The sequence below is a fragment of the Thalassobacter sp. genome, from assembly GCF_982993085.1.
The window spans coordinates 1-22835 of record NZ_CEZFMW010000004.1; the positions used below are offsets into that span (position 1 = coordinate 1).

At 62.4% G+C, this 22835-nt stretch carries 28 protein-coding genes and 1 pseudogene; 3 read left to right on the top strand and 26 right to left on the bottom strand.

The features are described 5' to 3' along the window. The 18 genes and pseudogenes from AC4GMC_RS01240 to AC4GMC_RS01325 all read right to left on the bottom strand — a co-directional run. Positions 1-566: pseudogene (locus tag AC4GMC_RS01240) on the bottom strand (collagen-like protein); the annotation flags it as partial. Positions 567-569: 3 nt separating this feature from the next. Beyond that, positions 570-1553, bottom strand: coding sequence for a phage tail fiber repeat family protein (locus AC4GMC_RS01245; protein ID WP_490391437.1), 984 nt, complete (start codon positions 1551-1553; stop codon positions 570-572). Positions 1554-1785: 232 nt separating this feature from the next. Further along, positions 1786-2133, bottom strand: a complete 348-nt coding sequence (locus tag AC4GMC_RS01250) for a hypothetical protein (RefSeq protein WP_487877846.1) — start codon at positions 2131-2133, stop codon at positions 1786-1788. A 135-nt stretch (positions 2134-2268) separates the two neighbouring features. Further along, positions 2269-2526, bottom strand: a complete 258-nt coding sequence (locus tag AC4GMC_RS01255; RefSeq protein ID WP_487877845.1) for a hypothetical protein — start codon at positions 2524-2526, stop codon at positions 2269-2271. Next, positions 2523-3455 (bottom strand): C40 family peptidase, encoded by a 933-nt coding sequence (locus tag AC4GMC_RS01260; protein ID WP_487877844.1) that lies wholly within the window; start codon positions 3453-3455, stop codon positions 2523-2525. Before AC4GMC_RS01260 ends, AC4GMC_RS01255 begins: the two co-directional genes overlap by 4 nt. Positions 3456-3537: 82 nt before the next feature. Beyond that, positions 3538-3774 (bottom strand): hypothetical protein, encoded by a 237-nt coding sequence (locus AC4GMC_RS01265; protein ID WP_487877843.1) that lies wholly within the window; start codon positions 3772-3774, stop codon positions 3538-3540. A gap of 84 nt (positions 3775-3858) precedes the next feature. Continuing rightward, a complete protein-coding gene (locus AC4GMC_RS01270) occupies positions 3859-4170 on the bottom strand; it encodes a phage holin family protein (RefSeq protein ID WP_487877842.1) in 312 nt (103 codons plus the stop codon). Beyond that, a complete protein-coding gene (locus AC4GMC_RS01275; RefSeq protein WP_487877841.1) occupies positions 4167-4826 on the bottom strand; it encodes a tail fiber domain-containing protein in 660 nt (219 codons plus the stop codon). Before AC4GMC_RS01275 ends, AC4GMC_RS01270 begins: the two co-directional genes overlap by 4 nt. Positions 4827-4873: 47 nt before the next feature. Continuing rightward, positions 4874-7420, bottom strand: coding sequence for a phage tail protein (locus tag AC4GMC_RS01280; RefSeq protein WP_488082336.1), 2547 nt, complete (start codon positions 7418-7420; stop codon positions 4874-4876). Between the two features lie 15 nt (positions 7421-7435). After that, positions 7436-7849, bottom strand: coding sequence for a DUF6950 family protein (locus tag AC4GMC_RS01285; RefSeq protein ID WP_487884360.1), 414 nt, complete (start codon positions 7847-7849; stop codon positions 7436-7438). Continuing rightward, positions 7846-8406: a hypothetical protein gene (locus AC4GMC_RS01290; protein ID WP_487877943.1), complete on the bottom strand. Its 561-nt coding sequence runs from the start codon at positions 8404-8406 to the stop codon at positions 7846-7848. Before AC4GMC_RS01290 ends, AC4GMC_RS01285 begins: the two co-directional genes overlap by 4 nt. A 17-nt stretch (positions 8407-8423) precedes the next feature. Next, on the bottom strand, positions 8424-8867 hold the full coding sequence (locus AC4GMC_RS01295) for a hypothetical protein (RefSeq protein WP_487884359.1): 444 nt from the start codon (positions 8865-8867) through the stop codon (positions 8424-8426). Between the two features lie 145 nt (positions 8868-9012). Continuing rightward, complete coding sequence (locus tag AC4GMC_RS01300; RefSeq protein WP_487877941.1) at positions 9013-11469, bottom strand: phage tail tape measure C-terminal domain-containing protein; 2457 nt, start codon at positions 11467-11469, stop codon at positions 9013-9015. Then, positions 11462-11743 carry a DUF7697 family protein gene (locus AC4GMC_RS01305; protein ID WP_487877940.1) on the bottom strand — a complete coding sequence of 94 codons (282 nt, stop codon included), beginning with the start codon at positions 11741-11743 and terminating at the stop codon, positions 11462-11464. The genes AC4GMC_RS01300 and AC4GMC_RS01305 overlap by 8 nt, the downstream gene beginning before the upstream one ends. A 44-nt stretch (positions 11744-11787) precedes the next feature. Further along, positions 11788-12150, bottom strand: a complete 363-nt coding sequence (locus tag AC4GMC_RS01310) for a phage-derived protein YdaY family protein (RefSeq protein ID WP_487877939.1) — start codon at positions 12148-12150, stop codon at positions 11788-11790. Then, positions 12150-13091, bottom strand: coding sequence for a phage tail tube protein (locus tag AC4GMC_RS01315; RefSeq protein ID WP_487877938.1), 942 nt, complete (start codon positions 13089-13091; stop codon positions 12150-12152). Before AC4GMC_RS01315 ends, AC4GMC_RS01310 begins: the two co-directional genes overlap by 1 nt. A gap of 26 nt (positions 13092-13117) precedes the next feature. Further along, a complete protein-coding gene (locus AC4GMC_RS01320) occupies positions 13118-13540 on the bottom strand; it encodes an acyl-CoA transferase (protein ID WP_487877937.1) in 423 nt (140 codons plus the stop codon). Next, complete coding sequence (locus tag AC4GMC_RS01325; RefSeq protein WP_488047456.1) at positions 13537-14166, bottom strand: DUF6441 family protein; 630 nt, start codon at positions 14164-14166, stop codon at positions 13537-13539. The genes AC4GMC_RS01320 and AC4GMC_RS01325 overlap by 4 nt, the downstream gene beginning before the upstream one ends. A gap of 102 nt (positions 14167-14268) precedes the next feature. Between AC4GMC_RS01325 and AC4GMC_RS01330 the strand changes: the two genes are divergently transcribed. Next, positions 14269-14562 carry a hypothetical protein gene (locus AC4GMC_RS01330; RefSeq protein ID WP_487877476.1) on the top strand — a complete coding sequence of 98 codons (294 nt, stop codon included), beginning with the start codon at positions 14269-14271 and terminating at the stop codon, positions 14560-14562. 29 nt (positions 14563-14591) lie between these two features. Here the strand turns inward: AC4GMC_RS01330 and AC4GMC_RS01335 are convergent, their stop codons facing one another. The 6 genes from AC4GMC_RS01335 to AC4GMC_RS01360 form a co-directional block, all read right to left on the bottom strand. After that, positions 14592-14903, bottom strand: coding sequence for a head-tail joining protein (locus AC4GMC_RS01335; protein ID WP_487880329.1), 312 nt, complete (start codon positions 14901-14903; stop codon positions 14592-14594). 12 nt (positions 14904-14915) lie between these two features. Then, a complete protein-coding gene (locus AC4GMC_RS01340) occupies positions 14916-15938 on the bottom strand; it encodes a major capsid protein (protein WP_487880327.1) in 1023 nt (340 codons plus the stop codon). A gap of 66 nt (positions 15939-16004) precedes the next feature. Further along, complete coding sequence (locus tag AC4GMC_RS01345; RefSeq protein ID WP_487876290.1) at positions 16005-16385, bottom strand: head decoration protein; 381 nt, start codon at positions 16383-16385, stop codon at positions 16005-16007. 103 nt (positions 16386-16488) lie between these two features. Further along, positions 16489-17913: a S49 family peptidase gene (locus AC4GMC_RS01350; protein ID WP_487879463.1), complete on the bottom strand. Its 1425-nt coding sequence runs from the start codon at positions 17911-17913 to the stop codon at positions 16489-16491. After that, positions 17913-19409, bottom strand: coding sequence for a phage portal protein (locus tag AC4GMC_RS01355; protein ID WP_487876317.1), 1497 nt, complete (start codon positions 19407-19409; stop codon positions 17913-17915). Before AC4GMC_RS01355 ends, AC4GMC_RS01350 begins: the two co-directional genes overlap by 1 nt. Continuing rightward, positions 19409-19618, bottom strand: a complete 210-nt coding sequence (locus AC4GMC_RS01360; protein ID WP_487876292.1) for a phage head-tail joining protein — start codon at positions 19616-19618, stop codon at positions 19409-19411. The genes AC4GMC_RS01355 and AC4GMC_RS01360 overlap by 1 nt, the downstream gene beginning before the upstream one ends. Before the next feature lie 60 nt (positions 19619-19678). On the opposite strand from AC4GMC_RS01360, the gene AC4GMC_RS01365 reads away from it, so the two are divergent. Further along, a complete protein-coding gene (locus AC4GMC_RS01365) occupies positions 19679-19924 on the top strand; it encodes a type II toxin-antitoxin system CcdA family antitoxin (protein ID WP_487876293.1) in 246 nt (81 codons plus the stop codon). Beyond that, positions 19924-20220 (top strand): CcdB family protein, encoded by a 297-nt coding sequence (locus AC4GMC_RS01370; RefSeq protein WP_487876294.1) that lies wholly within the window; start codon positions 19924-19926, stop codon positions 20218-20220. Before AC4GMC_RS01365 ends, AC4GMC_RS01370 begins: the two co-directional genes overlap by 1 nt. Here AC4GMC_RS01370 and AC4GMC_RS01375 read toward each other — a convergent pair whose 3' ends face one another. Further along, positions 20221-22248, bottom strand: a complete 2028-nt coding sequence (locus AC4GMC_RS01375) for a phage terminase large subunit family protein (protein ID WP_487876295.1) — start codon at positions 22246-22248, stop codon at positions 20221-20223. It abuts the gene before it with no gap. Continuing rightward, entirely contained in the window at positions 22196-22750 is a 555-nt protein-coding gene (locus AC4GMC_RS01380) for a hypothetical protein (RefSeq protein WP_487876296.1), read from the bottom strand. Before AC4GMC_RS01380 ends, AC4GMC_RS01375 begins: the two co-directional genes overlap by 53 nt. Positions 22751-22835 lie beyond the last annotated feature (85 nt).

Here is a 22835-nt window from a genome sequence, read left to right on the forward strand (position 1 = left end):
ACCGGGCCGGTCGCACCAGTTGCTCCTGTAAGCCCTCGCGCGCCCGTTGGTCCGGTTGGACCGGTTGCGCCTTCAGGACCCGTTGGACCTGTGGCACCGGTGTTACCTTTCGGACCGGTGGCGCCTGTCGCCCCCTTCAGGTTTACATACCCTCCCCAGGTCGACCCGGTGTAGAAACGCAGACTTGTCCCAGACCACTGATGCACGGGTGTTGGGCCGGTTGCGCCTTGCGGTCCGGTGGCACCGGTGTTTCCTTTTGAACCCGTAAGGCCAGTTGGACCTGCAGGCCCCTGCGGTCCGGTCGGTCCAGTATCCCCCTGTGGCCCTGTTGCGCCAGTCGCCCCCGTATTGCCTTTGGGGCCAGTGGGACCCCGCGCACCCATTGGCCCTGCCGGTCCTTGCGGCCCGGTCTGCCCCAACTCCACCACGCTTTCTGAGCCAGCGATGCGCTTTAGGAATAGTTTGCCGTCGGGGACATTCACCGCCAATTCCCCGGGGGCCAACTGCGCCGTGCTCGGCACCCGGCCCGCCACGGTCGTGCGCTTTACAAGAAGTGTGTTTGTCATGGCCTAGAACGTGCCCCCATCAAGGGCGATGCCAGAGATCGCCCCACCGGTGATCGCGACATTGTTGGCTGCTTGCGTGGCGATAGAGCCCAGCCCGAGGTTCGACCTCGCCGTTCCCTTGTTCGGCAGGTCCGACAGGTTTGAGCCTGCGGCCAGCTTGCTGGCCAGCGCATTGGTCACAGTCGTGGCAAAACTTGGATCATCCCCCAGGGCTGCGGCCAATTCATTGAGCGTGTTCATTGCACCAGGGGCGGCATCAATGAGCGCACCGATTGCTGCTGCGACAAACTCCGTGGTCGCAATCTGTGTGGTGTTGGTGCCGGTAGAGGCCGTGGGCGCGCTTGGCGTTCCGCTAAAAGCTGGAGACGTTAATGCAGACTTACCGTTGAGCGCACTCTGCAGCCCCGTAATCTGTCCCATCGCATGACTGTGACTTGAGGGCGCAAAGCTTGTCGGCTTGCCGGTAATCCCGGACCAAGGCGCGGCATCCGCCACTTCCGCCGCATCCACCTTTCCGTCACCGTCTGTGTCATAGGTGGATTTCGCCATGTCGCCGGCGCCAAAGCCCACAATGGCGTCATTGACGAAGGCGGTGGTTGCGATCTGTGTCGAGTTCGTGCCAGCCACGGGCGTCGGCGCCGTGGGTGAGCCCGTGAAGGTGGGTGACGCCAAGGGCGCTTTCGCCGATAGCAGACTGTCAACCTGCGACTTGCGAACAAGATCGGTCCCGCCGCTGGCATTTTGTCCAGATTTTGGCACGAGAGAGAAGGTCTTGGCCCCACCAACTGTCTGGGTGCCAACCAGCGCCAGAAAGCCACCACTCCCCGCGACAGGGACAATCGACGTTGCATTCCCGCTGCCATCATCGCCTTTGCCGACATAGAGCGTATCATCGACCTCGTTGTGGGCCAGCTCGCCGGATTTCAGGGCGGCCGGTGCACCTGCGACGCCAGAGACGCGGCGCTTGAGTTGAATGGTATTGGCCATCAGAAAAAGCCTCCGTTGATAGGTGTGTCGGTGGGCAGAATGGTAATGCCAGGATCCCCTTGATCGCCCTTGTCACCGGGTGGGCCGGTTTGGCCGTCCGGACCTGGGGCGCCCAAAAGCCGGATCCGCGTGGCTCCAGTGGCAATACGGATTTTGATGGGCGCAGCGCCTGAGGCCGCACCCGAGCCCATGTTTGGGAATGGAGATGGCGGGTTGTGAGACGAACACGCACTCATAACAGGCCTCGGGTCACGGGGAGCATGACGGGGATCTCCAAAAGAAAGCCCAAAGGCAGAGTGGGAAGGACATCCACGCGGACCATGTCCAGCACCACGGAACCCGGTTCAAAGCGGCTCGTATCTTCGGCGCGGATCGTGAGAGACAATAGGCAGTCGCTTTGGCGTCTCAGCGTTTCGTCTGCGGTTGTAAGCGTGGCCAGGATGTCAGTGGCCGAGGGTTTGAGACGGACCTGCGCGACCATATCGACCTGCGCTGGAAACAGCGGCGCCTCAGCCTCCAAATCCAGCCTGTAGGCATAGCCAATGAGAATGGCAGGGCCTTCAACGATGTCGACACTCATGGCACCCACCTGCAGAGCGTCGCTCCGACCTCGTTATGGGCCACTATCTGGGCGAGGGTCTGCTCACTCAGCATATCTTGGCGTGAGGGCCGAATGGGTGCGGCCCAATCGCAGTCCGCGTGCAAATCTCGCGGCTCAATCGCGCATCCAGCGGTCAGCACGACGCTCAAGATCGGCACGATCAGTGTTCTGAAGGTCATGGCGGATTTCCTTGGACGTTTGCAGCGCGCGGACACGGGCCTCCGCGCGGCGGATGGCGAGGTCGGCCTCTGCGGCATGGCGGCCCTGGCGGAAGGCGATCCAGAGCGCGCTCAAAAGGGCAAAAGCTATGGCGCCGCAAAACGCAGCCCGCTGGCCAAGGCCTGCCAGCAATCCGGTGATGACGTGGATCATGGTGTCTTTCCGGTGCGATGATCTTCAATCCGAGCCGACCGGGCGTGCAATGCGTAGACAATGACCGCGAGAAAGACAGCGGCGCCAATCCACGGCAAAGCGGTGGCGAGCCAGGCGTCAAGCCCGAACAAAGAGAACGCACGCCTGGCCATATCCCGCGCTTGCTCCGCCTCAACCAACGCAGGCGCGATTTGAGACCCCACAGACCCGACGGCCCCAAGGACCCCAAGGCCAATCTGTGCACTGGATGCCATCACGATCCGGCTGTCTTTTGGTATGCCGGATGCGCGCGCGGGGGCGACTGCGCGCGGCCCGGCAACCTCAAGGGCTTCGGTCAACGCCATATCGATGATTGGGACGAGCGGCAGGCTGTTGTCATTGCGGAAGGCCAAAATAGCAGCGCTTGTCCGAGGCCCAACGATCCCGTCAATGGTGCCTACCTCGTGATAGCCGAGCTCCTTTAGACGTCTTTGCACCGCCTCGACGGTCATCGTCACGCTTGGCGCGACGTTGCCCGCACGCCGCACACCGAGAAGCTTAGAGACTGGGTAACGTTTGATGTTCACGGCATCACTCTGATTGCCGCCGAGCCCCCAGACCCAAGCGCCCTCAATCCGATCAATGAAGAACACATGGCCCTGCCAACTTGAGCGGCCGCGCGGGATTACGCCGATGTCGCCTTGCTGGGCCTCCGCGGTCTTCACCGGGACACCCCAGTCGAGATAGGACCGCGCCGTCAGCTTACGGGTCGAGCGGATGCCAGCTTGCTCGAGGCAATGGCCCACAAAAGCTGCGCACCAGGCGACGCTGTCATGTTCCACCCAGTCGTGACCGACTGAGGCATACATCTCCAGGATGACGGGATTGTCGGCGGGGCCTGGGCCCTCAGTTGTGCCGATGTAGCTGCGGGCAATTTCGAACGGTGTCATGATCTGCTCCCATGCAAATGCAAACAGCCGCCCCAAAGGACGGCTGCAGTTGAACGTTTAATAAAGGACAGGCCTTGAGAGGCTAGCTCGCTTTGGCGCCATCAAAGACGGTGTCTTTGGCCTGCATCAGCCAATCATCCACGGCGGCGGCAGCGGAAGGACCAATGCCCGCCAGACCCATAAGTTGAACCTCATAGAGACCGTGGGCGTTTTCGGGATCGCACCAATGGCCGCCATGGGCGAGCACCAACCGCCTGACCGTTGCCACGGGATCTTTCGATGCCTCAATCTGTGTCAAAATCGCTGCGATCTCAGTCATAGCGTGTTCCTCCCATGGTCGTTTCTTGAGCCTCAATTGGTCGTCGTGATTGGCCGCTTCAAGTGCGCGGTCCAATCTGCGTCGCTACTTCTTGCGACTGAGCCACGCGGCAAGGAGAGCCTCTGCCCCGCGTGGGCCAAGATAGGCGAGCGTTGCCACAAACCCGGTGGAGACCGGCTGCGACAGGCCGATGTAGCGCGCCGCCGCCTCTCCAATCAGCGCCATGCCGACGGCCACGGGGATTTCCCACAGGAGCTCTTTGCCAAAAAAACGGCGATTGCCGAGCTTCACCTCGCCCGAGTGGTACATCAGACGCCCTGTAAAAGCCCCAATCAATGTGGTCACGGCCCCGCCAAACAGCGCGTTTATGGTGTCAATAAATCCGCCATCGTTCATGTCGCGTTTCCCTCAAGTTCTGCCACTCGGGCAGACAATTCTTTGACAGCCTCAATCAGCAGACCGGTGATATTGCCGTAGGCGACGGAGAGCTGACCGGTGTCCGCATCCGCCCGCACCACTTCGGGGAGCACCGCCTCAACCTCCTGAGCAATCACCCCAATCTGTCGGCTGCCATCCATCGTGAAGCGCACGCCGCGCAAGGCGCTGACCAAGGCCAGCGCGTCGACGATGGTCTCAACATCGGATTTGAGCCGCGCGTCGGAGGAAGAGACGAAGTTCGGGGCGGTCACCACGCCGGTGAAACTCGCTCCTGATAGCGCCGCCTTTGCAGCGATCGCTGCATCGTAATCGGCGGCGGATTTCGTCGCCATGCTCCCAATGCCGAGGTTTGTCCGAGCCACGGCTATGTTCGCCAGGCCTTCCAGGTTGCCCGCCGCATCGAGAAGCGCGTCCCAGCCGGTGTTCGTGGCGTTCCTCCGGCGCAGAACTGGTGGCGAGACCGAGGTGTCGACCCAAAGCATGCCCGCGGTGGTCGCCGTCGGTGTAGAGGCCCCAGCATTCGTCGATTGCAGCGCCGCAATCACTTCATTGATCCGGGCCCGCACCGCAGCACCCGCATCATTGGCAATCGTAAAGCTGGAGGTTTGCGTCATCTCAGCGTTTTCCTGTTGCGGTCATTGGTCGGATTTCAGCGAACACGTCAGGCCACCTCATCGGCATAAAGCCGCAATTGGCTGACGATCGGCGTATAAGACGCGTCTTTCGTCGTCAGATGCGCCCGCGCTTCCACCGCGCGGGCTTCGATTTCGTGGTTGTCGAGACGACCCCAGGGACCCCAGGCGGGCGTGCCGGCCGGATCGTCATCGGTTTCGCGGATCTCAAAGAGCACGTCGATTTCCGCGCCAGCCGACCCATCAAAATCCGCCCAGGTGTCCATCAGCGCCGTGCGGGCATCGATCCGGTCATTCAGCGCGAGGGCGGCCACGCCGATCTCCGAGCGCAAGCGCACGCGTTTCACCGCGCCAAGGTCGAGCCCGGCGGCAAAGCCGTACCACCCCTCCATCGCGGTCACTTGCGTCACGCCATTTGCGGTTGTCGTGGCGAGCGTCAGGTTTGCCCCCGTGATCTGCAGCCCTGATTTCGGGCCGACAAATCCGGGATCGGCTTGCAGAAAGTCCAGCGTCGAGAAGGCCAGCACCTGCGCGCCCTTGGTCGAGACCCGGGTTTCGGGTCCAGCGCGGCCGCCGCTGTCTTCCGCGCGCACCAGATAGGTCCCGGGTTTCAGCGGCACGACGGCGATGGCCTCACCGCCCGAGACCCGGTCCATCGAATAACTGTCAGCCCAGGTGGCCGTCGATTCCTTTGAGTGCCGGATCACGACATTGCCGCCCACGCGGACATCAGGATCAACCGAGCGGGACCATTTGAGGATCGCAAGCCCACCCGCTGTTTGCAGCGTCACGTTCTCTAGCTGCGCTGGAGGGGCGGTGAGCCCGAGGATTTCAACCGCTGTCTCCTGCCAGGGCGAGGAGACGCCCAAGACCGAGATCGCCTTTACGCGGAAAGCCCAAGCTCCCGGCGCAATGTCGCGGATTTCGAGCGCGGTGCCATCGGTGCGTCCATAGTCGATCCACTCGGTTGCGCCCGCCAGTTTCCCCTGCAGCTGGTATGCAGAGATAAAGCTAGACGGTGCAGCTTCCCAGCTGATCTTCGCCAGTACCTTCAGCCCGCCACCATCCCGCGTGACATAGAGGTCTTCGGTGACCTGCGGTGCGCCGGCGGGCGGAATGTCGTAGGCATTGGGCAAGGCTGTCCGTGGGGCAGCTGCGTAGATCTGCTGCTCGGACGCCGACCAGTCATAGACCAAGGGCGAGGTCTCACGCAGCACAAGTTCCGGCAGGAGCAGCGGCCCATCGCCCGAGGCCGTCAGATCAAGGCTCACCCCGTGCACCTCGAAGGGCTTCGCGGCAAAGCCCCAGCGGGCGTAGGAGAGCGTCACCACATCCCCGACGGTGGCGGCCCAGGCTGAGAGCTTGCCCGAAAGCCGCACCGTCATCTGCCGACGCGCGCGTTCAAGCTCAATCTTGGCCAACCGCTGCGCCATGGCGGCGGAGATCGTGAAGGGCAGCGAGATATCGCGCCATTTCCGCTCGCCACCGTCCTCGGCCAGATAGACATCCGACGCGTAAGCCGGAAAGTCATCCGGTTGCCAATCGTTCTCGGGGCTGACGAACTGCCCCCGCACCCCGTTGAAGTTCGACGACATCGTCACGCGCGTCGCCAAGGTCAGCCCGCCCTCGCGGGCATGGTCCGATGTGAGCGCCACGTCAGGTGCGCGCCATGCTCCCGCGTGGATGCGCCAGGACCCGCCCGAAAAGGCACAGCGCCCGGCGAAGGAGGAGAGCATCCCCTCAATGATTGTCTTCGGGACCTCCGAGAGGGTGATCACCCCGTTGCAGGCGTAACGCGGCTCTACCCCACCGCCGGCGAGTGGAACGATCTCGTCGCAGATGTTCGCGGCTTCGACCAAGGAGATCTCGTCAATCCCGTCGGGCTGGCCGATGCGCGCCCCGATGCCCCAGGTCGGGTTGGCCATATAATCGGCAAGGCATAGGGCGGGGTTTTCCGAATAGCCTGCGGTTTGCGTCCGCGGATCCCAGATGTCGTCCTTGCCTTCGAGATCGACCGTGATGTTCGGGATCCCGCCCGGAAAGGCGTCCTGGTCATAGGTCAGCCGCAGCCGAATGGCCGCACAGCCCCGAAGCTGATGGTTCTCGGTCCATTTGTCGGGCAGCGCTGCCTTGAGGCCCGCAAAGGCGGTCTGGTTGGCGGCACCCAGTTTCTTTTCGACGACGACCTTTCCGGCCCAGCGGCCCTGCGCGACCCCAGCGGCATTCACAGCCACTTCGCCTTCAAAATAGATGGCGCCGATCGATTTGACCCGGTGCGTGGCCAGGACGATCACCAGATCGAGGTATTTGTTGTCCGACCCCGAGGCGTGCAGGAAGACGATGACCCCACCCTTGCGGGTGCGGCCATAGACGAGATCGCGCGGCACGACGGGCTCGCGGATCGTCACTGTCCGCGGCCGCATCGTGGTTTGCGGTTTCGGCATCAAGGCCTGCGCCGCATAGGACAGTAGTAGCGTCCCGCCGATCCGCAAGAGCGCCGCGCCAATACCGCCTGCAGCCAATACGCCGCTGATCGCCCCCGCGATCGCGGTGACGGCTGTCACGATGAAGGGCATGGAGTGGATCCGTATTCAGATGGGCCAGGCAAGCCGGCAAGAGGTCAGCGGTACGGTTACGAGGCCCTCGGGCGCCATGCCAACTGCAGTGGCCCCAGTGCAGATGCCGAAGCCAAGACCGGTGTCGGCCAGAACGATATCGCCGCGCCCAGCGAGAAGAACGGCGGGGCGCGGTTCGCCCAAGAGAGTGCGGCCCATGTCCACAAGCGAGGCCCAGCCCAGACGCCGCATGACCCTTTGGCCGCCGAGAGCCGTGGTGTAGCGCCCGCGCCAGAGGGCCGCAATGTCCTCACCGCCGGTCAGGATCATGCGTGTCCCGAATGCAAAGGTCGGGCAGTCATGGACGCTCCAAAGGAAAGGCTTAGCCCGTGCGGTATCGATGGCTGCGGCGAGAAGGCGTTCCCAGTGATCGACGCGGCGGAGCATCATCCGCGCCCCCAAGTGATTTCGCGGTCCTGGATCGCTGTCACGTATTCGAACCCGAGATCGCCCGGGAACAAGACCTGCTGGCTTTCATGCGTATAGCGCCAGGTCCGCGCCACGGTCAGGTCGATCAGACGGCTTTCATAACTGATCGTGATCGTGCAGGTGTCGGCGTCATCCTTGATTTCCGGGACATCGAGCCGGCCAGAAAAGGCCTGAACCGGATCGGCGATGATGCTACCATTCTCGGCCAGAAGCCCCAGCCAAATACGGCCCGGCAGGCCCTGGTGCGCTTCCTCGATGGCCATCTGCACGAGGTCCAGCGGCACGCCGGACAGCGAGACGGCCGTGCCGCCGGCCACGACCTCTCCGGTTTCGTCGATGGCCCCGAGCCCGAGCAAAGACCCAGCCCCCGCCCAAGCCTGGCCGTTCCAGATGACCTCTCCAAGCCCCGACCAGATTCGAACCCAGCCCGTTGCAAACTGGCCCTCGAAGAAGATGACGGGTCGCAGGCTTTGATCAGCCAGCGCAGTGGCGAAGGCGACAGTAAGATCGCGACTCATCAGAGGGTCCTCACTTGTTAAAGAGCTTCGCGGGCGGAGATCGTGAAGCGGTGCTGATCCGCCCGACCAATGACCGAGGGGACCGGGGCCGTCAGCCGCAAAAGGACCGACGGGGCATCAAGGCCGAGGAGCGAGCCAACCGGCACAGAAGCCCGAAGCGGCGGCACGAAGGCGAGCGTGGCCTCACTGCCTACGGGCGTCACATCCGCCGTGATCTGGTAAAGCCGCGTGGTGGCATCCGAACCCAACTGAAAGAAATCCCCCGCGCGCAGACCAAGCCCCCACCCGGCCGTGCGCAAGGTGGTTGCCCCTGCGATTTGCGCCTCGGTGACGTAAGGGTTGCCTGCCGCCACCAGTACCTCGATCGAGGGATCGGGGAACAGGAACCGGCCCCGCAATCCACCAAGCGCGGTGAAGAAGGCCGAGAGCCGACGGGCTTTGGCCCCCTGGGTCACCGCCATCTCGATCTGGTACTCCCACCAGGAGGCACCCCAGTCCTGGATCTGGGATGTGCCGGTGAACGGCGAGCGGACCTCGGCGACTGATGTGACCAGCCGCCGCTCGAGCGAGGTGACGAGCGTCAACGGCAAGACAGGAATGGCCATTTCAGATTACCTGACCCCGGCGTCGCCCATCGGCCACGCTTTCCTTGGCAATGCGCGCGATCTCGGGGATGGCCGCGCGAAGGCGCGCGTCGATCTGCTCGGCCACGCCCATCTGCGCCCCGCGCGCATCGATGTTCACGGTGACGCCCGCGCCAATGCTGCCGCCCCGACCATAGTCTGCCGCCTCACGCCGGTTCAGCACACGTTCGCCACGCTGCAGGATCGTTGGGACCTCGTCGGGGCGGAGACCAGCCCAACCGCCGGAATGCATACGAGGTGCCGCCGCGAAGGCCATCGCAGGCACCTGCCGCGTATGGCCTGACAGGCCAACGATGCCACCCGCATGCGAGACAGCCGCTGCAACAGACCCGCCGCCAAAGATACCTGAGAGCGCAGAGGCGATGGGCCCCAGCACCGCGCGCTTGAATGACAGAACCGCAAGGTCCGCCAGGATCGAGCGCACGAGGCCCTTGAAGTCGAACTTGCCGGTCTCGACGAAGCTCCGAAAAGCGCTTTCCGCACCGCCGAAGGCGCCGGTCAATGTTTCGCCGAGACCTTTGCCCCAGTTCAGGGCATCCGTGGCATAAGAGTTCAGGGCTTCTGAGACGGCGCGCCAGCCGGTCAGGATTTTCTCTGCAGCGCCACCACCAGAGCCGCCGCCCACAGCATCTCCGGCCTGGTCCATAGCGCCTGCCAGGCGGCCCGCAGAGGCCGTGGCGTCATCCAGTGCCGCAGCGCCGTCCGCCCCAGTGCTCGCGACAGCATCGCGGAGTGCCGCCCAGGAGGACAGCGGGGCCGTTGCACCATTCGCAAGATCCGTGGCGGCCTCGCGGTATGTGTTGGCTGTTGCCAGCGCCTCGGTCGCGATGGCGTCAAGGCCCAGGTTAGGGGCCGTCAGCGGGTTGTCCTCAAAAGCCCTGCGGAATGCATCTGCGGCGGCGCTTCCAGCATCTGCTGAAGCCCCCGCGAAGGGGTTTTCGATATCGCCAAGACTGATAGCGCCAATCTCGCCGAAAGTGGTCTCGATGCCAACGGCGGCCAGTGCATCACGGATGCGCCCCGTGAAGGCATCGATCCGGCGGATTGCGCCGTTGAGCATCGCCTCGATTCCGTGGAGCATGCGGTTCGCAGCCGAGAAGACCAGATCACCGATCACATCCGGCAGACGCGACCAGATCTCGCGCACGGCGAGTAGCGCGCCCTCGAAGGTGTTGGCTGTGGTGTTGCCAAAAGCCGCGACACTCTCGATGGCCCCGGCCATGCCACTCGCGGCATCGGCTTTCAGGTCATAGAACATGGCGGTGGCCGCAGCCCCCGCGCTTGATGCCCCCATCTTGATCCGGTCCCACACCTCGACGGCAACATCTTTTAAGAGGCGCATCGCCTCGCCAAAACTACCAGCGCCGGACGTGAGGCGCGTGAACCAATAGACCAGTTCGCCTGCACCAACGATCAGCGCGCCAATGCCCGTGCGGATCAGCGCACCTTTGAGAACCACCAGCGTCGTTGCCAATCCGCGTACCGAAATGACCGCCGCGGCCATGGCGGCCACCCAGCGTACAGTGAGGAAGGTTGCGAAGGTTCCTGCGTAGATGGCCAGTCGGTCGAGATTAGCGAGCACCGTGTCAAAAGCCCGGCTGATCGGGCTGGTGCTGGAGGCAAGGGCGACAAACGCATTTGCCACCGCTTCAAGCGACGGGGCGAGTGCCACGGCAATCCGGTTGCGCACGCCAGTGAAGACCTGACCAATGCTGACGAGCGCCAATTCAGATCGACGCATGGCGGTAATGGCATCCGCATCCAAAACAGCGCCAAGCGCTTGGGCCTGCGCCCCAAGCCGGGTCATCTCCGCCCCGCCGTTCTGCAGGAGGGGGATCAGCCGCGTTGTGTCGGACGCCATGGCCTCAAGATAGAACGTCATCTCCTGTTGGCTGACGCCTGCGCGCTCCAAGCTGTCGACGTAAAGCTGCAAGGCTTCCGGCCCTGAGAGACGAGCGAACTGATCTGCCGTCACGCCCACGCGGGGTGCGATGTTTTCAAAGAAGTCCGCCATCGGGCCGCCGCCCGTCTGCAGGAAATCACCCACACGGTCGTTCACGTCCTTCAGGATATCGGCGAGCTTTTCCTGTTCGATCCCTACCGTGGCGGACGCCGCCGACCAGCGCTGGAACACCTCCGAGTTGGCATTGGCAACCTGCGAGAGCTGGCCAATCTCATTGGCGGCCGCCACCGTCGAGCGGGTCATCGCAACGACAGCACCCGCGAGCGCTGTGGCCGCAGCAGTTGCCGCGATACGGGCCCGGCGCGCGAAGGCTGCCATGCGGGCATTTGCCTGGTCCAATTCACGGCTCAAACGCCCCATACCCCGCGACCCGGCCGCACCCACACCTTCCAGCTCGGCGCGTACTTGCCGGCCGCCGGTCGCAGAGAGCCGGACAGAGACACGTTTTTCAGCCATGGTTGTGTTCAATCTCTTCGTTTGTTTTGCGCACCATAACCGCCTCGATCGGCGGCAGGAGTTCGGCGATGATCGGGGGGGAGAGCCCGAGGGCTACGCCAAGTTGCAGGGCAGCGCCCATGTCCCAACCGAGGACAGCGCCACCGTTCATCCCGCCTGCAACGCGCACTTGGCCGCCCAAGCGCTGAACCAGATCCCAGATCTGCCAGCCCTCAAGTGTGCGTGGCGCATGCAGACTGCGCGGGCAGTCCGCGCAAACAGAGGGACACGCCACGCAATAGTCACCGCCCCCGCCGAACTCCCAGTCGGCGAGAGCGGTCAGGCGTTTTTTTCCGCATCCAGTATCAGCGCGCCCGCGATGTATGTGGTCTGGAAGGCCTCGAATATTGGCCAGAGTTCCAAGAGCGCATCGATGCCCTCAGGCGTCAGCGGCATAGGTTTTCCGTCCTCGTCTCCGACGCCTTCCCAGTCTTTTACAACAATACGGGCGACGGCCTTTGCGACGATACGCGCAAGATCGTCGTTGGAGGCGCTGGTTTCAGCATCGGTTGCGGCGGCGGCGATCGCCGGATCGCTGCGCGCCGCCAGCATAATGGCCGTAGTCAGGGGCTCTACCAGCAGGCGAACGCCATGGCCGAGATCAAGCCATTGCGGCTCGATAGACAGGTTCAATCGTAGCATCAGTAATCTTCGCTGTCGTTGGCCAGTGTGACGGTACACATGCGGCCAACCAGCGGGTCACTCGCCGCCTGCCAGTCAAAGGTCGCCTGCACACCTTGTGGGCCCGAGATTTCGATCCGTGGGCGTGGCAGATAAACTGCATGCGCGGTGACGGTTAGGTTTTCACCGGTGGGCAGTGTGTACGAGAACGCAAGTTCGCAAGCCTCGCCATTGATCGCCTGCTGCACCAGTGTCTGGTCGGCGAAACGCACAACGACATTGCCCGCGAGCGCTGCGATAGAGGGATCCGCGCCATCAATCTTGCCATCTGCGCGGATCGTCTCGATGCGGTCGAGATTGTTGGTATAGGTCAGGTCCGCGGAGACGACATTGCCAATATTCGCCCCGTTCCGTGTAATCGACCCGTTGAATTGCCCGAACCGTTTCAGCGCGATAGTGTCAGGCGTACCTGCGGCGGCACTGGTGGCGATCTCCTCACCTTGCGCAACAATACTCGCAGTGGCCGTGAGCAACCCAGAGCGCGCCATTTGCCAGTTGAGACTATCCACCATACAGCCAGAATACATGGCGTAGCGCGGAACCTCTGGCATGCCGGTCTCAACCGAAAAGCTTGGCAGCACCCAGTTCCCAGAGCGGAATTCATGGGTGTAGGGTGCGTCAGCGCCGGTGGTTGTAGGCGCTCCAAACGCAGCCTTCAACCAGAAGCCAAAGGCCTCCGCGTCAATTGGGATCACCACATCGCCGTCTGCCGTCACCGCATCCTTGATCGGCGCCTGCGGGTCTCGGCCGTAGCCCAGGAGTTCCGAGGTCTGCAGCGGTTGTTCCGCCCCTAGCGACGTACTGGCGAAAGGCATCTTGGTATAGCCGCTCGCAGGAGGCGTGCCATAAGTCATTTCGAACGCAAACGCCATTTGCGCCCGCGCCCCTTGAGCTCGTGCCATTGTAATTTCTCCTTGTATTGATCTCGTCAGCCCAGCGCGTCGGTTGTCGCGTAGTGAAGAATGATTGGAATGATCCCGGCCTTCAGAGATGCGGCCCCCTCGACGGGAAGATCGACGGGTTCAGCTGCCTCTGGCTCAACCCAGTCGCATAATCCCCGCAACGTTCGGTCGGCGGCGATAACTGCGCCGACCTGAGCGGAGAGCGCGTCAAAGACGCTGTCACGGTTTGACGCCGATTGCACAATAACCTCGAGCTCGGCTCGGTGCTGGAAGTGATAGGTCAGCGGCGACAACGTCACGCCTGGCTCGCCCGGGGTGCCGTCGCGCAGGATAATGAGACCTGCGGACGGAATGCGTTCTGGTAGGACTTCCCCGCGTAGGACGGGTACATGTGGGATCGTACGCAAGAGGTCCGCCAAAGCGGTCAGGGTGGTTTCCCGTGCACTCATGTTTTTGCGTCCAGCCATTTCGCTACGATCAACCTTGGTATAGTGGCCTGCGCGCGGTCAGCATCGCGCGCCAGGTCGAGCCGCTTGCCCAGCTTTACCTGAGGCACCAGCAAGAAGATCGGCACTGTGCTGCGCCCGTGACCTGTCTTGGACCGGGAGGCCACGCCCAGCCCACGATTATTCAGCCGACCCTCCGCTACCAAGAGGCTTGGTCCCCGGCGCCGATAGACAAGCCGCAGACGCAGCCCGCGCCGCCGCTCCCATTCGTGGGGCGTCAGCGCCTTACCACGGGCACCTTTGCCTGCCGCTGGCGTTGGGATCGCTAGCCAGAATCCGTCCTTCGATCGGATCAACGGGCCGGTGTCATGGGCACCGATGATCTGAGGCGCATTCGACCAGACTAGAGCCGCCGCTTCCAGGCTTTCGCCCGTAGAAGGATAGGTCTTGGACCGGATCGTGTTGGCAAGCTGCTGGCCAAGTCGGGCGCTCGTGATCTGGGCGCGCCAGTTGGATTTGAGATCTTTGCCCGCCGCACGCATGGAAGCTGTAACGGCCTTTTCGCCAGCGATGATTTCGGCGCGCATCGCGTTGACGATGTCGCCCGTCACTGAGAGGTCGAGTTTCATTAGAGCCTGTAGGAGCGCGTTTGCATGGTGAAACACTTGCGTTGTTGCGTGAGTGCATGGGGAGTTTAAGCTTTCCCAAGGAAAAACCCTTTGGAGCCACTGATGCAGCCCCCTTACATTGTATTTGAATTGAATTTCATGCCTGGGCTTCTCAAAGAGCCAATCGTGCTCACGCCACAGAACCCAAAATGGGAAGTCGTAATCCGATCGCTCCAACGCATCGGTGTTTCAGATTGGCGAAAGCATTACGATAATCTCGAAGTTTGTGATGGATTTTCCTGGTCGTTGAAGATCAATACTCCCCAGCTCAAGCTGAGGTCATCGGGCTCAAACGACGCCCCGGATGCCTTTGAAAAAGTTAGAGAGCTTCTTGAAGCAGCTGCAGATGACGATTGATGTTGTCCCGGGGAAAGTGGTTTCATGTTTCACGCCGGTGATGTCGTTACAGTCCAGATCAAGCGCTCGCGATCGCGGATCGGCTCGCCTTGGATCAGGAAGGTTTCGTCACCGATGAGGATCTGCTCATCAGGGCGGGGCGCGGGGAGTTCCGAGATGCGCACATCAAAGCGCATGGTCTCTGACACCAGGCGCGCGGCCCCGAACGTGGTCACATCATCATTACGGCGCATGATGATGCGGACCCGTGTGAACTGCCCTTCGCCGTCGCGATGCCACGCCTCTTGGGCAAGGTTGCGATCAGCAAAGAGCAGATCAAGGGCCCCGGCAAACGCTGTCACCGCTCCCATGCCTCAGTTCGAGCTGAAGAGACGAATGGCGAGCCGGGGCCGTTTATTCACCGGTAGGATGGAACCCTCAGTCATGAGATCGATCCAGCGCCCCTTGGTGTCCATCATCTGGCGTGCGTAAAGCGGTAAGCCTACAGTGTTGGCGGTTTCCAGAAGGTTCGCCGGGCCGCCATAAGTGGTAAAAGTGTCGAAGGTCCCAAGGGGGAAGGCGATTCCTTCGCCCGCGGGGATCAGGCGTTCCGACGTGCCGTTTGAGAGGGTGACCGAGCCGTTGTACTCCTCGAAGAGGATGCCCGCGAAGGGGAAGGCGCGGCGCATGTCCTCGCGCAGGGGCTGGCCGCCGGTTGCCGAGAAGAACTTATAGGCCTCTTCAGTCTTCGGGTGGCTGATCAGCTTGTCGAAAAACTCCGAGCTCACCAACGCATGCGCTGTGGTCATGGTCTCGCCCAGGAGGTTGTCCTCGATCCCGCGCAGGACCGTTCGGACTTTGCTCTGCACGTTGGTGCCAGCTGTACCGAAGACAAAGTCGACCGAGATCTTTTCCAGGCCGAATTCGCTGAAGTAATCATAAAGCGTCGTGCCTGCGCCATCCTTCACGATGCCGCGCAGCGCATTCATCTCCATGTATTCGCGGGTCTGGGCATGCTTACGGCGCATCAGCGTCAGCTTGCGGTTCATCACCTCGACCAGCGGATCCGCTGCGTCCGAGACCCCCAGTGCCGGCATGCCCTGGATATCAGCGGGCAGGATCACATCGTCATGCGGGATCCAGGGCAGGGCGAAGCTGCGCATGGAGCGCTGTTCACGCGTGCCGACGGTGGCCGGCGCGCCGAGTGGAACGGAGGGCAGGAGGCTGAGGACCCCCTCACGCTGTTCGATGACGACTGAGCGTTGAGTGACGCCTTCAAAGCGGAAGAGGCCGATCTGGCCGAGGCGGGTGTAGAGGTTCGGCAGGATGTTGATGGCCTGCGTCATCTCGGCGAGCGAATAGCCGCCCGCGTCAAACGGGTTGCGTGTGATGGTCATGGGGAACTCCGGGAAATGAGGGCTAACGCGCGAATGCGCGACGAGGGGAACGGGCGGTCCGCCGGATCAGGCGGGCTCGCGCGGGAGGATGCCGAGGGCTGATAGCTGGGCGTGCTTGACCGCCGTCTTGGCTGTGTCATCGACACTGGCGTCGAACACGAGCGCCGCTTTTGAGACGATGGCGGGGCCGCGCTGGACCACGATGCCGGTCGCATCGGCCGCTGTCGCGTCGACGTCGTAAAGCAGAACAGCGCTCGCGTTCTGCGCACCATCGCTGCCGGTGGCGGTACTAAGCTTCATCTTGCCGCTTGCGGTGATGCGGCCGAGCACAGCGCCAACCGGGTAGCTGGTGCCGGCCAGCAACGTCACGGTCTCGCGGGTAAAGTTGGGGTTCAGTTCGTATTTGAGGACATCGCCCATGGTGGGCGGTTGGGTCAGCACGGACATGGGGCATCTCCAGAAGATTGAGGAGGAAAAAGAAATCCCCCGCCGGGGAGGAGCGACGGGGGATCAGGTGGGCGGTTCGCAATGAGCGGGAGGGTACTCAGACTTAGCGACCCGCCGAGGCAGTTTTCTTTGCTGCAGCCACTATTGGGCTTTCCGTGGATTTGGGCAGCACAGGCGAAGGTGGGGCAGCTACGATGTCGCGTGCATCCGCGGCGGCTGATGCGCGCTGAAGGACTAGTTTGCGGAGGGCTTCTGGCGCTGTGCCGTCGCGGAGTGCTTTCGCAGCATCGATCGCGATGCCGAGGCGTCCGGCTTGGGCTGCGATCTCGGCGATTTCTGCTGCTGACTCGCGAAGTTGCGCGGCAAGCTCTGCCAGATTGCTGGGTTGTGCTGCCGCTGGGGCAAGCGCCTCTGAAGTGGAGGGGGCAGGTGCTGTAGCAACCAAGGGCGTGGGATTATCTTGGTCCACATCTGCCTGTGCCTTTTCTCCACTCACGCCCTCCAGGACGGTGTCTTCGGTGTCAGCGGCCTCAGTTTTTGCCTCTGTGGTATCTGTTCTGGGGCTCATTACAGCCTCCTTTGGTTGGGGTTGGGTTGCGCGGGGTAACCTCGCGGTGGGCGATGGGGCGGATAGGCTCTCGCGGAAGCGGGCAAAGCCGCGTGTAAGATCGATGACCTCATCGGCGAGGCCCGCGGCGATGGCATCCGTCCCGCGATATGTCGCGGCCTCAGTCGCCAGCGCAGCTCCTTGGTTCAACCGCCCAGCGCGGCCTACTGCGACGGTCTCAGCAAAGAGAGATCGCAAAACATCGATCTCTCGCTGGATGTTGTCACGTACGTACTCGGGCAGTGGTTCATAAGGGTTGGCATCAACTTTATGGTTGCCAGAATGGATCATCGTCACCTGTACGCCATCCTGATCCAACTGGCCGCTGAGATCGGCATGCATCACTACCACGCCGATACTGCCGACGGCACCGGTGCGCGGTAGCAGGATGCGGTCGGCCTGTGAGGCCAGCGCATAGCCTGCCGAGAAAGCGTGTTCGGCGACGAAAGCCCAAACGGGTTTGTTACGGCGTAGGGCACGAATGCGATCGGCGAGGTCGAAAACGCCAGCCACTTCGCCGCCGAAGCTATCGATTTCCAACGCAATTCCATGCACTGACGGATCGCGCGCCGCCGCTTCGATCTGCGCCGCGATTCCCTCATAGCTGGTCTGGCCCGAGGATTGTCCGATCCAGCCGCCCCGATGGATGAGTACGCCGGCGATCTCGATCACTGCGATGCCGTCTGCAACCGGGTAGGGCGTATTGCCATGTTGCTGCAGGCGCTCGGTCAGGTTCCCAGCGAGTATGCTGGCCCGGGCGGGGAGATATGCGGCGCCATCTAAGGCTCCGTCGCTGTCCACCGTCTCAACGTGCTGCCCCAGTATGCGCGGTCCAAGCCCTGACAGAAACGCCAAGGCCTTAGAGGGTTCTACTAGGAGCGGTGTGTTGAAGGCGCGTGCGGCAATGCGGGCGTGGAGCATCAGGGTTGGTCCTCGTCAGGACGCGGGCTGTTTTCCGCGTCATCAGTCTCATTGTTTGGTCCAGCCCCATCGTCCTCGATCGGGTCCGCCTGCACACCTTGCGCGGGGGAGCCAGGCCGGCGGAAGTCGAGACCCAGCGCGCGCTCGCGTGCCCGCTCCGCGGCAACCTCCCGATCAACCTGTTCGGCGTCATAGCCACGCTCGGCGATGGCTTGGGTGCGGGATTTCAGGCCGGCCTCGATTTGAGCGATCTCTGCATTGGCATCTTTGAGTGGGTCGACCCAGTCCCATTTCGTCGGCAGCCAGTCGGCGGCCAGCATGCGCGGGCGATCCGCCTCATAGCCGGGCAGGGAAAGCGCTCCGGAGAGCACCGCTAGGTCCAGCCAGCGCGCATAGACGGGCCGGCAGAGCTGGTAGACCATCACGGAATGCTGCCAGGCCGAAACCCGGCGGCGGAACTCGATCAGCGCCAAACGCGAGTTCGAGAAGTTGCCCTTCACCATGTCATTGGCGAGGTAAGGGTAAGGAATGCCAAGTGCGGCCGAGATCTGCAGCAGCGTCCTGTACTGGAACGGCTCATAGGTCGCGCCGCTGTCTGCCGGCTGGCCAACGGTCACATCTTCGCCTGGATCGAGCCTCACGATCTGGCCTGGGCTGATCTCGACGCCAGCGGGCATCTCCTCATCGTCCAAGGGCGCGAGCGGGTTCTCTGGCGCCGGGGAGGTCACGAACATCGCGTACATTGCCGCGACCTTCTTCCGGTCGAGTTCGGCATCATCGTACTGGTCGAGCAGGAAGAGCTTCACGATGGCCGGGGCCAGTTTGGACACACCACGCAGCTGGCCGCCCTCCACCGGGTCGATCACATGGATCACCTCAGAGGCGGGCACTCGGACAATTTCGCCCGAGAGGCCCGGATCGGTGCTGTCGCCCGGGTGACGTCGCAGGAAGTGATAGGCCACACGCCGCCCGATCCGGTCGAACTCGATCCCCTGCCGTATTGCGTTGCCGTTCCGCGCAACGCCGGTCTCGTGCAGCGGCAGCATTTCCGAAGGCAACATCTGCAGTTGGAGCGGCACCGTGAGCCCGTCTTCCACCCGCCGTGGCCGGATCCGGATAAAGACCTCGCCTGCTAGGAACACCTCACGCGCGGCGCGGCGCTGCAGCCCGTAGAAGTCCGTCAGCCCCTCGGCGTCCGCCTCATCGGTCCAGGCGAGCCAAAGACGCTGCAGCTCTTCTTTGCGCCCAGCATCCGCCAGCTTCGAGATCGGCTTGACCCCATCCCCGACGGTGTTGGCCGCCCAGCTTTCAACGGCATTCACCGCATAGCCGTTGTTGCGCACGAGCCAGCGGGCGCGGGCGGTGATATCAGGGCCTGAGGCTGCAATCAGAGCATTCACGTGGGCCCGTGTGGCTTGGAACCCGCGCAGGCGGCGGTGATGCTGACCCGCATCAAAGCCACCGATGAATGCGCCCAAACGCTGCCGCCAGTTCATCATAGGTCTTTCACGGCATGTGGCCGCAAGACGCGCCGAGCGCTGCGCTCGAGTTTTGCAATCCTGCGTTCGATGTCACTTACAGCCGCCGCCAGTTCGACATCCGTGCCATAGGTCACTGTCTTGCCGTCATAGCTGACCGACCGCGTGCCGCTGTAGCGCGCGGCTAAAAGCGCGCTGTGCCGGAGTTTCAACTCGTCGAGGGTCATGATGTTCTCTTGTTCTGCACACTAGCAGTGTGTATATTGCGTACGTGTTAGGAGGCCTCAATGCAGCACGTCACTACAGAAAAACAGCGCACCAACGTCACCCTCACGGCAGCCAACTTGGCGGCGGCACGGGAGTTGGGTCTCAATGTGTCAGCGATTAGCGACGCTGCTGTTGCTGAAGCAGTCCGCGTGGTGAAGGCTAAAGTGTGGGCTCAAGAAAATGCTGCAGCCATCGAAGAGCGCCGTACTTGGATTGAAGCAAACGGGACGCCGCTGGCCGATCTTCAGGTTTTGAAGACAGACTGATGGCGCAGTTTCATGTTTATCGGGTGCCTGGCGATCGTCTCGTGCTCGACCTGCAGACAGATCTGATCGAGACCGGCACGCGCGTGGTCGCCCCACTGATACCGATGGCGTCAGGTCCCAAAGCCATGGGGCGACTAGAGCCGGTGTTTGATATCGATGGCGCCTCTTATGTGCTTCACACCGCTGAAATGGCAGCGGTCTCATCAGCAGTTCTCAAAGGCGAGCCTGTCGCAGATCTTTCCGCCTCAGACTATGAAATTCGCGGCGCGCTTGACATGGTATTCTCCGGCTTCTGATCATTCCATGTATTTGGGCGTGCTGATCTTCCAGCCGCGCCGCTGGGGCGCTGCGATCCGCCCTGCTTGAGGTTCGGTCGGTTTCTCGGGCTCGCCCGTTTGCGCGATGGCTGTGGTTTCCACGCCGGCCTGCTTTTCCAGCTGCCGCCACATGCGCTCATCAAAGCGATCGGCCCCGAGGATCCAGGCCGCAGCCCGTGCATAGACCCGTGTGTCCAGCGCCTCGTTGCGCTCGCGCAGCTTTTGCCATTCTTGGCGAGCAAAACCGCGCTTGTTGCGGATTGTGACCAGTTGCTCGCCCACCAACTGTTTGAGCCATTCGCTGTCAGCCCAGTCGGGCAAGTGAACCGTCCCAGCAGGTGCTGCGGCATCGGGCTCATCTGGCCGCTCCAACCGCAGATAGCGATAGGTCTCCGCTTTGAAGGTGGCTGTTGCTACGGTCCAGAGGCGCGCGCCGCGCTTGAGTTTGCGTCCATTCACTGTGGCATCCACAAAGGTTGGCCCCGAGACTGGCGTTGCCCGATTGAACCCCTCTAAGCCCTTCACAGGTGCGACCTGCGCAATGCCCTGCTTGCGCGCCCAGGCATAAACAGCGGCGGACTCGTATCCGGTATCAATGGCAAGCTTCGCCAGCGTCATGATTGCGCCGTTCTCATGCGTCCATGTTTGACCAAGCAGGGCCGTCAGTGCGTCCCAGCAGGCTGGATCATCGGGTCCACCCGGGATGACAATGTGATCTACGAGCCAACTTTCCAAGCCGCGTCCCCAAGCCCAGACATCCACCTCGATGCGGTCTTTCTGGACGTCCGCACCTGCGGTCAGGAACAGGCCGCCAATTGGGACCTGCGCCGCAAAGGCTTTACGCTGATCCGCGAGACGCTGCCATTCTGGGGCTTCGCCACTTTCAACCCATGTCTCGCCGAGCAGGGTGTTGCGCGCCGCGCGCAGCATCTCGTCTGAGCCTTGGGCCGCCAGCCAGTCGCGTGCGATCTGCTCCCAGCTTTTCCAGCCGATCGGCGAATAGAGCGCCGACAGATGGAACCCAATCGCATTGGGATCAGCACTGGTCGCGGTCGCCCGCCACTCACCCCGCTCAAGCATCTGCGTCTTGTGGTGCTCGGCAATGGGCCGCTCGCAACCCTCGCAGGCATAGGCCGCCGTTTCGGGCCGTCCCTTCGCCCAGCGCAGGCGCTCGAACTGCAGCCATTGCATCTGGCCGCAATGCGGGCAGGGCACAAAATACCGCCGCTGATCGCTGGCTTCAAACTCGCGCTCTATCCGGCTTAGCCCTCGGATCGTTGGCGTCGATACCATGAACACCTTACGCCTATGTGCAAAGGTCGTGGTGCGCGCTTCGGCCAAACTGACCGGATCGCCTTCCTCGTCAGCTGAAGCCGGATAAGCATCGACCTCGTCAAGAAACACATAGCGTGCGGGCATAGACCTTAGGCCAGTGGCACTATTGGCACCGGTAAGCACCAAGATGCCGCCGGGAAATTCCTTGGACAGCATTGAGTTCCCAGCATCGCGTGACCGCGCAGGCTGCACCCGTTCTTTTAGCGCAGGGCTGTCCTCAATCAGTGGATCAATCCGGCCGCGCGATGTCCGTTTGGCCATCTCGACGGTGGGCAGCACGGCGAGCATGGGGCCGGGCGCGTGATGGATCACGAAGCCGATCCAGTTGTTGCCGGCTTCTGTCGCCCCGACCTGGGCGGCTTTCATAAAGCTGATCCGCTGCGCGGGATGGTTTGGCGACAGCGCATCCATGATTGCGCGTAGGTATGGTGTCCGCGATGTACGGTACTGACCGGGTTCGGCGCTCGCGCGCGATGACAACTTGCGATGCGCATCCGCCCATTGCGACACTGTCAGATCCGGATCAGGCCGTATGCCACGCTGCCAGACACGCAGGATATCCTCGGCGCCGTCAAAGTCGAGATCAAGGCCCTCGGTTAGATCAGTGTCACGATCTTCGTCATTCAAGCGAGACCCTGAGGTTTGCCAGGGCGTTGAGCTGCTCTCGGACATGGGTTTCCAGCACCCTTTGCAGGATCGCAGCCTCGATCGTTACGGGCATCCCCGCATATTTCTCCATCTCTGCGGATAATTGTGCGGCCATCAGGGCGGATACGCGGGTGGGCCAGGTGATCCAAGTATCGCGCTCCTGCCGTGCAAGCCGAAACACCAGCGTCTCGGCGCGCGCCCGATCCACCAGTACGCCCTTCTTCTTCTGGATCGAGAGCTGACGCTCCTGCGCCTGATAGACGGTGAGCGCGGTGCGCGCTTTGATATAAGACGTGCTGTCGCCGGGGCCTGAGGCTGCTGAGCCGTCACCAGTTGCACCAAGCCCGCCCCTTGACCGTATCTTTTGATCCGGATCGGTCGCTGAACCACGCCGTACATCCGAGGCTGCAGCGTTGATGGATCCGTCTGCAAAGAGCACCAGCCGCCCATTTTTGCGCGCCTTTTGGACCGCGCCGCGGGAGATCCCGGCATGCTCGGCATAGGCGCGTTCAGATAGACCTTCCATGGCGGTTGAATTAACCTCAAAACATTGAAAATAAACAGAAAAATATTTCTATTTGAGTTGATTACACTTCGGTGTCGAGCGATTC